Source organism: Clostridia bacterium, from assembly GCA_019683875.1.
GTDB lineage: Bacteria > Bacillota > Sulfobacillia > RBS10-35 > Bu92 > Bu92.
Window position 1 is genome coordinate 21972 of the sequence record JADGHN010000007.1, and the last position, 7045, is coordinate 29016.

Consider the following 7045-nt stretch of genomic DNA (forward strand, 5'->3'; position numbering starts at 1 on the left):
AGGAGCACCGGACATGTCGACGTTCTCGTTCACCGTCACGGCCACCGACCCGAATTCCCGCGCGCGCTCCGGGCGGTTCCGCACGCCGCACGGAGAGGTGCGCACGCCGGCCTTCATGCCCGTGGGGACGCTGGCCACCGTCAAGGGCGTCGCGCCGGAGGCGGTGAGGGAAGCCGGCGCCGACATGATCCTCGCCAACGCCTACCACCTCATGCTGAGGCCCGGCGCGGAGCTCGTGGCCCGGCTCGGCGGGCTGCACGCCTTCATGAACTGGCCGCACAGCATCCTGACGGACTCGGGCGGCTTCCAGGTGATGTCGCTCGGCGGGCTCGTCGAGGTGACCGACGACGGCGTCCGGTTCCGGTCGCACATCGACGGCTCGTTGCACGAACTGGGGCCGGAGCGTTCGATCGCCGTCCAGGAGTTGCTCGGCGCGGACGTGATCATGGCCTTCGACCACCTCGTGGGGCTGCCCGCGCCGCGCCAGGACGTGGAGGCGGCGCTGGAGCGCACGCAGCGGTGGCTGGAGCGCTGCCTCGCGGCCAAGAGGCGGGACGACCAGGCGCTCTTCGGCATCGTGCAGGGCGGGCTGGAACGCGACCTGCGCGTGCAGGCGGCGCGGGCCGTGGCGGCGCTGGACCTGCCGGGGGTCGCCATCGGTGGACTGAGCGTCGGCGAGCGTCCGGAGGAGATGTACGCCGTGCTCGACTGGGTGATGCCGGAATTGCCGGCGGACAAGCCGCGGTACCTCATGGGCGTCGGCAGCCCGGACCACCTCGTCGAGGGCGTGTGGCGCGGCGTGGACCTCTTCGACTGCGTGCTGCCCACGCGGATCGCGCGCAACGGCACGGTCATGGTCTGGGGCGGCCGGCTCAACCTGCGGAACGCCCAATACGCGGACGACCCGAACCCGCTCGAGCCCGGCTGCGACTGTTACGCGTGCCGACACTATTCGCGCGCGTACATCCGCCATCTGATCAAATCCGACGAGATGTTCGGCCTGACGCTGTGCTCGATTCACAACATCCGTCACCTGGAGCGGCTCATGGAGACGATCCGGGAGCACATCGCCGCCGGCACGTTCGCCTCTTTCCGAGAGGAATTCTGGAAAGCGAACGACGTTTGGCAGCGACGTATTGACAGCCGTGGAGGAAAGGGTCTGGAATAGACCTCGGTCGGGTGCACGACCGGATCATGCCGAAGGGAAGCGATCTGGTGGCGACGGAAGATCGAAACCCGTACGACATCGTGCGACGTCAGTTGCGCGAGGCGACGGAACAGCTGAACCTGCCGCCCTCCGTGTACGAGATTCTCAAGCAGCCCCTCCGCTTCATCGAAGTCTCCATTCCGGTCCAGATGGACAACGGCGAACTCCGCGTCTTCACGGGATACCGGTCCCAGCACAACGACGTGCTCGGCCCCACGAAGGGCGGCATCCGCTTTCATCCGGACGTCACGCCGGATGAAGTCAAGGCCCTCTCCATGTGGATGACGATCAAGTGCGCGCTGCTGGGGCTGCCGTTCGGCGGCGGCAAGGGCGGCATCATCTGCAACCCGAAGGAGCTCTCGCGGCGCGAGCTCGAAGGGCTGAGCCGCGGCTTCATCGCCGCGCTCGCGCAGGTGGTCGGCCCGGACAAGGACGTGCCGGCGCCGGACGTGTACACCACGCCGCAGGTCATGGCGTGGATGATGGACGAGTTCAGCAAGACCCTGTCGCGCAACCAGTTCGGCCTCATCACGGGCAAGCCCATCGTGCTGGGCGGCAGCCGCGGTCGCTCCGAGGCCACGGGGCGCGGCTGCGTGGAAACGGTCGTCGCGGCGGCGAAGAAGCTCAACATGCCCATCGAGGGCGCGCGCGTCGTCGTCCAGGGTTTCGGGAACGCGGGCAGCGTCGCGGCCTCGCTCCTGCGCGGGCACGGCGCCAAGATCATCGCCGTCAGCGACTCCAAGGGCGGCATCCACGACCCGCACGGCCTCGACCCGCTCGCCGTGCTGCGCTACAAGGAGGAGCACGGCAGCGTCGTCGGCTTCCCCGGCGCCGAGACCATCACGAACGAGGAACTCCTCGCGCTTGAGTGCGAGGTCCTCGTGCCGGCCGCGCTGGAAAACCAGATCCACATCGACAACGCGCACAAGATCCGCGCGAAGATCGTCGCGGAGGCGGCCAACGGTCCCACGACTCCGGACGCCGAGCAGATCCTCTTCGAGAACGGCGTCTTCGTGATCCCGGACGTGCTCGCCAACGCGGGCGGCGTCACCGTCTCCTACTTCGAGTGGGTGCAGAACCTCTACAACTGGTACTGGTCCGAAGAGGAAGTCAACCGCCAGCTCGCCATCAAGATGAACCAGGCGTTCGAGGAAGTGTACGCGATGCGCGAGAAGCACCAGTGCACGATGCGCCGCGCCGCGTACATGGTCGCGGTGGCGCGCCTCGCGGAAGCGATGCGCCTGCGCGGTTGGCTGGCGCGGAACACGGCCGTCTGGCGGTCCTGATCCGCCCGCGTCCCCGCGCGCCCCGCCCCCGGCCGGGCGCGGTTCCGCTACAAAGCCAGGCCGCACCCGGCCCGGCGCAAAAAATAAAATCGAACACGGTGCGACTGCTGGCGCCGCGAGGAGGTCGGTACGGTGTCGCAGGGTCCGTCGGAGCGTCGTTTCACCACGCTGTCCGGTCTTCCGGTCGAGCGCGTCTACGGCCCGGAGCATGTCAAAGGGGACGCCGGGGAGCGCCTGGGCGAGCCTGGCGCGTACCCGTACACGCGCGGGATCTACCCGACCATGTACCGCGGGCGGCTCTGGACGATGCGCCAGTACGCCGGGTACGCGACGGCTGAGGAATCGAACCGGCGGTACCGCTACCTTTTGGAGCAGGGGCAGACGGGCCTGTCCGTGGCGTTCGACCTGCCCACGCAGATCGGCTACGACTCGGACGACCCCATGGCGCGCGGCGAGGTCGGCAAGGTCGGCGTCGCCATCGACACGCTCGCCGACATGGAAACGCTCTTCGCGGGCATCCCGCTGGACCGGGTCAGCACGTCGATGACCATCAACGCCACGGCCGCGATCCTTCTCGCCATGTACATCGCCGTGGCGAAGAAGCAGGGCGTCCGCCCGGAGCAGCTCAACGGCACGGTCCAGAACGACATCCTGAAAGAATACGTCGCGCGCGGCACCTACATCTTCCCGCCGGAGCCGTCGATGCGGCTCGTGACGAACATCTTCGAGTATTGCGCCAAGCACGTGCCGAACTGGAACACGATCAGCATCTCCGGCTACCACATGCGGGAAGCCGGCTGCACGGCCGTGCAGGAGGTCGCCTTCACGCTCGCCAACGCCATCGCGTACGTGGAGGCCGCCGTGCGGGCGGGCCTCGACGTCGACACGTTCGCGCCGCGCCTTTCCTTCTTCTTCTGCAGCCAGATCGACTTTTTCGAGGAGATCGCGAAGTTCCGCGCGGCGCGCCGCCTCTGGGCGCGCATCATGCGGGAGCGGTTCGGCGCGCGCAACGAGCGTTCCTGGATGTTGCGCTTCCACACGCAGACGGCCGGCGCCAGCCTGACCGCCCAGCAGCCGGAGAACAACGTCGTGCGCACTGCCATCGAAGCCCTGGCCGCCGTGCTCGGCGGCACGCAGAGCCTGCACACGAACTCGATGGACGAGGCCCTCGCCCTGCCGACGGAGGCGTCTGCGCGCCTCGCCCTGCGCACGCAGCAAATCATCGCCTACGAGACGGGCGTCACGAACGCGGTCGATCCCGTCGGCGGCTCGTACTTCGTCGAGCACCTGACGGACGTCATCGAGGAAGAGGCGGAGAAGCACATCCGCCGTATCGACGAGCTCGGCGGCGCCACGCGGGCCATCGCCTACATGCAGCGCGAGATCGAGGACGCCGCCTACCGGCTGCAGCGCGCCGTCGAATCCGGCGAGCGCACGGTGGTCGGGGTCAACGCCTTCACCATCGAGGAGGAACCGCCGCGGGGCCTGCTGCGGGTCGACCCGTCGCTTGAGGAGGCCCAGCGCGCGCGGCTGCGAGAGGTGCGCGAGGAGCGGGACGCCGCCGCGGTCGAGCGGGCCCTGGATCGCCTGGAGGAGGCGGCGCGGGGCGACGACAACCTGATGGAGCCGATCCTGGAAGCCGTCGAAGCGTACGCGAGCATCGGCGAGATCTGCGCGCGGCTGCGTCGCGTCTTCGGCGAGTACGAAGCGGAGGTCGCCCTCTCGTGACGCGTCCGATCCGCGTGTTGATGGCGAAGGTGGGGCTCGACGGGCACGACCGCGGCGCGAAGGTCATCGCCCGCGCCCTGCGCGACGCCGGCATGGAGGTCATCTACACGGGCCTCCGCCAGACGCCGGAGCAGATCGCGGAGGCGGCGCTGCAGGAGGACGTCGACGTCGTCGGCCTCTCCAGCCTCTCGGGGGCGCATGACACGCTGTTTCCGGCCGTCGTGCAGGCGCTGCGCGCCCGCGGCCTGGACGACGTCGTCGTCATCGGGGGCGGCATCATCCCGGCGGAAGACGTGCCTGCGCTGAAGGCGGCCGGCATCGCGGAGATCTTCGGGCCGGGCACGCCGACGTCCGAGATCGTGGAGTACGTGCGCCGGGCCGTGGCCGCGCGCGCCGGGGGGCCGGCATGAGCCGCCCCTCGCTCGACCACATCGCCATCGCCTGCACCGTGCTCGACGACGTTCTCCCGCTGTATGCGGAGGGGCTCGGCCTGCGCCTCCTCGGCGTGGAGGAGGTGCCCACGGAAGGCGTGCGCGTGGCGATGCTGGACCTGGGCGGCGGCGCGCGGCTGGAGCTTCTGGAGCCGACCACCGAGACGGCCAGCATCATGGGTTTCCTGGCGCGGCGCGGGCCCGGGCTGCATCACGTGGCCGTGCGCGTCGACGACCTGGACGCGGCGCTGGAGACGGCGCGGGCCGCGGGGCTGGAGATCATCCCGCCGGCGCCCCGGCCGGGCGCGGGAGGCAGCCGCGTGGCCTTCATTCACCCGAAGACGCTGCAGGGCGTGCTGCTGGAACTCGTGGAGCCGGGCCCCGGCCATCATCATTGACGTCTCGTTGGGCGGGGATTCCCTGTCGGAAGGATGGGACGCTTGGAGGACCGTTTGCGCGAGTATCAACGCCGCTTGGAGAGGATCCGCGCCGGCGGCGGCGAGGACGCCGTCGCCCGGCAGCACGAGCGCGGCAAGTGGACGGCGCGAGAGCGCCTGGCCGCTCTGTTCGACGATGGTTCCTTCCAGGAATTGGACGCGTTCGTGACGCACCGGGGGACCGAGTTCGGCCTCGCGGGCCGGGAGGTGCCCGGCGACGCGGTCGTCACCGGCTTCGGCACCGTCGACGGCCGCCTGGTGTACGCCTTCGCGCAGGACTTCACCGTGCTCGGCGGCAGCCTCGGGGAGATGCACGCGAAGAAGATCCAGAAGGCAATGGACCTCGCGCTGAAGACAGGGGCCCCGTTCATCGGCATCAACGACTCGGGCGGCGCCCGCATCCAGGAGGGCGTCGACGCCCTCGACGGTTTCGCCGGCATCTTCCGGCGCAACACGCTGGCCTCGGGCGTCATCCCGCAGATTTCGGTCATCATGGGCCCGTGCGCGGGGGGCGCGGTCTACAGCCCGGCGCTTACGGACTTCGTGTTCATGGTGGACAAGACCAGCCAGATGTTCATCACCGGGCCGGACGTGATCAAGGCCGTCACCGGCGAGACGGTCACGTTCGAGGAGCTGGGCGGCGCCCTCACGCACAACCAGCGCAGCGGCGTGGCCCACTTCTTCGCCGCGAACGAGGCGGAGTGCATCGCGCAGATCAAGCGGCTCCTGTCCTACCTGCCCTCGAACAACCTTGAGGACCCGCCCGTGCGGCCGACGGACGACCCGGTCACCCGCGCCGACGCGTCGCTGCGCAGCGTCATCCCGCCGGACGCCAACAAGCCCTACGACGTCCGCGCGATCATTCGCTCGGTCTTCGACGACGGCGACTTCTTCGAGGTGCAGGAGCGCTTCGCCCAGAACGCCGTGATCGGCTTCGCGCGGCTCGGCGGGCACCCGGTCGGCGTCGTGGCGAACCAGCCGCGCGTCCTCGCCGGCACGCTCGACATCGACGCGTCCGACAAGATCGCGCGCTTCGTCCGCTTCTGCGACGCGTTCAACTTCCCGCTCGTCACGCTCGTCGACACGCCGGGCTACCTGCCCGGCAAGGTCCAGGAGACGGGCGGCATCATCCGGCACGGGGCCAAGGTGCTCTACGCATACGCGGAGGCGACCGTGCCGAAGATCAGCATCGTGCTGCGCAAGGCATACGGCGGCGCGTACATCGCCATGTGCTGCCGCGGGCTCGGCGCGGACCTTGCGTGGGCGTGGCCGGGCGCGGAGATCGCCGTGATGGGCGCGGAAGGCGCGGCGAACATCATCTTCCGAAACGAGATCGCAAACGCCGAGGACCCGGCCGCCGTCCGGGCGCAGAAGATCGCGGAGTACCGGGAGAAGCTGTACAACCCGTACGTGGCCGCCGGCCGCGGGTACATCGACGCCGTCATCGACCCGGCGGAGACCCGGCCGCGGCTCGCGCAGGCGCTGGCGGCGCTCGGGTCCAAGCGGGAGGAGCGCCCCGCGAAGAAGCACGGCAACATCCCGCTTTGAGGAGGCGACCGCATGGCAGGTGACGCGCGGGGCGCAGCGCCGGTGGACGGGCGCATCGTGGCGGTGATCGTCGCCGCCATCGCGGCGGCGGAAGGCGTCGCTCCGGAGGACGTGCGGCTGCGGGCCGTGCGGCCGGCCCAGCCGGGCGCGTGGCCGTCGCTCTGGGCCCTGGCGGGCCGCCAGGCGCAGATGGCACGACGGGATGAGGGCATCTGGCGAAGGGGGCGTCGTAGATGAAGCGGTACCGCGTGACGGTCGACGGTCAAACGTATGACGTGGTGGTGGAGGAGATCGCGGCGGCGGGCACGCCCGCGCCGGCTGCGGCGGCGGCATCGCCGTCGGCGGCGTCCAGGGCGGCAGCGGTACCGGGACCCGCGCCCGCGACAAGCCCGGCGCCCGCACCGGCGC

Annotated in this window: 8 protein-coding genes; all 8 read left to right on the top strand. The window is 70.0% G+C overall.

The window, feature by feature from the left end; genetic code table 11:
• Positions 1-13: 13 nt before the first annotated feature.
• Positions 14-1168 carry a tRNA guanosine(34) transglycosylase Tgt gene (gene tgt, locus IRZ18_01160; GenBank protein ID MBX5475718.1) on the top strand — a complete coding sequence of 385 codons (1155 nt, stop codon included), beginning with the start codon at positions 14-16 and terminating at the stop codon, positions 1166-1168.
• 26 nt (positions 1169-1194) lie between these two features.
• Positions 1195-2493 (top strand): Glu/Leu/Phe/Val dehydrogenase, encoded by a 1299-nt coding sequence (locus IRZ18_01165; protein MBX5475719.1) that lies wholly within the window; start codon positions 1195-1197, stop codon positions 2491-2493.
• A gap of 132 nt (positions 2494-2625) precedes the next feature.
• Positions 2626-4221: a methylmalonyl-CoA mutase family protein gene (locus tag IRZ18_01170; protein MBX5475720.1), complete on the top strand. Its 1596-nt coding sequence runs from the start codon at positions 2626-2628 to the stop codon at positions 4219-4221.
• A complete protein-coding gene (locus IRZ18_01175) occupies positions 4218-4631 on the top strand; it encodes a cobalamin B12-binding domain-containing protein (GenBank protein ID MBX5475721.1) in 414 nt (137 codons plus the stop codon). The genes IRZ18_01170 and IRZ18_01175 overlap by 4 nt, the downstream gene beginning before the upstream one ends.
• Complete coding sequence (mce, locus tag IRZ18_01180) at positions 4628-5050, top strand: methylmalonyl-CoA epimerase (protein ID MBX5475722.1); 423 nt, start codon at positions 4628-4630, stop codon at positions 5048-5050. The genes IRZ18_01175 and mce overlap by 4 nt, the downstream gene beginning before the upstream one ends.
• A gap of 33 nt (positions 5051-5083) precedes the next feature.
• Positions 5084-6637, top strand: a complete 1554-nt coding sequence (locus IRZ18_01185; protein MBX5475723.1) for a methylmalonyl-CoA carboxyltransferase — start codon at positions 5084-5086, stop codon at positions 6635-6637.
• Positions 6638-6649: 12 nt separating this feature from the next.
• Positions 6650-6874, top strand: a complete 225-nt coding sequence (locus tag IRZ18_01190; GenBank protein ID MBX5475724.1) for a hypothetical protein — start codon at positions 6650-6652, stop codon at positions 6872-6874.
• Positions 6871-7045, top strand: a 175-nt coding sequence (locus IRZ18_01195) for an acetyl-CoA carboxylase biotin carboxyl carrier protein subunit (protein MBX5475725.1), incomplete at its 3' end; no start/stop codon positions are given. The genes IRZ18_01190 and IRZ18_01195, both read left to right, overlap by 4 nt.

Bases quoted from the DNA above. Each gene is read 5' to 3' on its own strand.
- IRZ18_01190 (MBX5475724.1), top strand. From the start codon at position 6,650: ATGGCAGGTGACGCGCGGGGCGCAGCGCCGGTGGACGGGCGCATCGTG.
- tgt (MBX5475718.1), top strand. From the start codon at position 14: ATGTCGACGTTCTCGTTCACCGTCACGGCCACCGACCCGAATTCCCGC.
- IRZ18_01165 (MBX5475719.1), top strand. From the start codon at position 1,195: ATGCCGAAGGGAAGCGATCTGGTGGCGACGGAAGATCGAAACCCGTAC.
- IRZ18_01185 (MBX5475723.1), top strand. From the start codon at position 5,084: ATGGGACGCTTGGAGGACCGTTTGCGCGAGTATCAACGCCGCTTGGAG.
- mce (MBX5475722.1), top strand. From the start codon at position 4,628: ATGAGCCGCCCCTCGCTCGACCACATCGCCATCGCCTGCACCGTGCTC.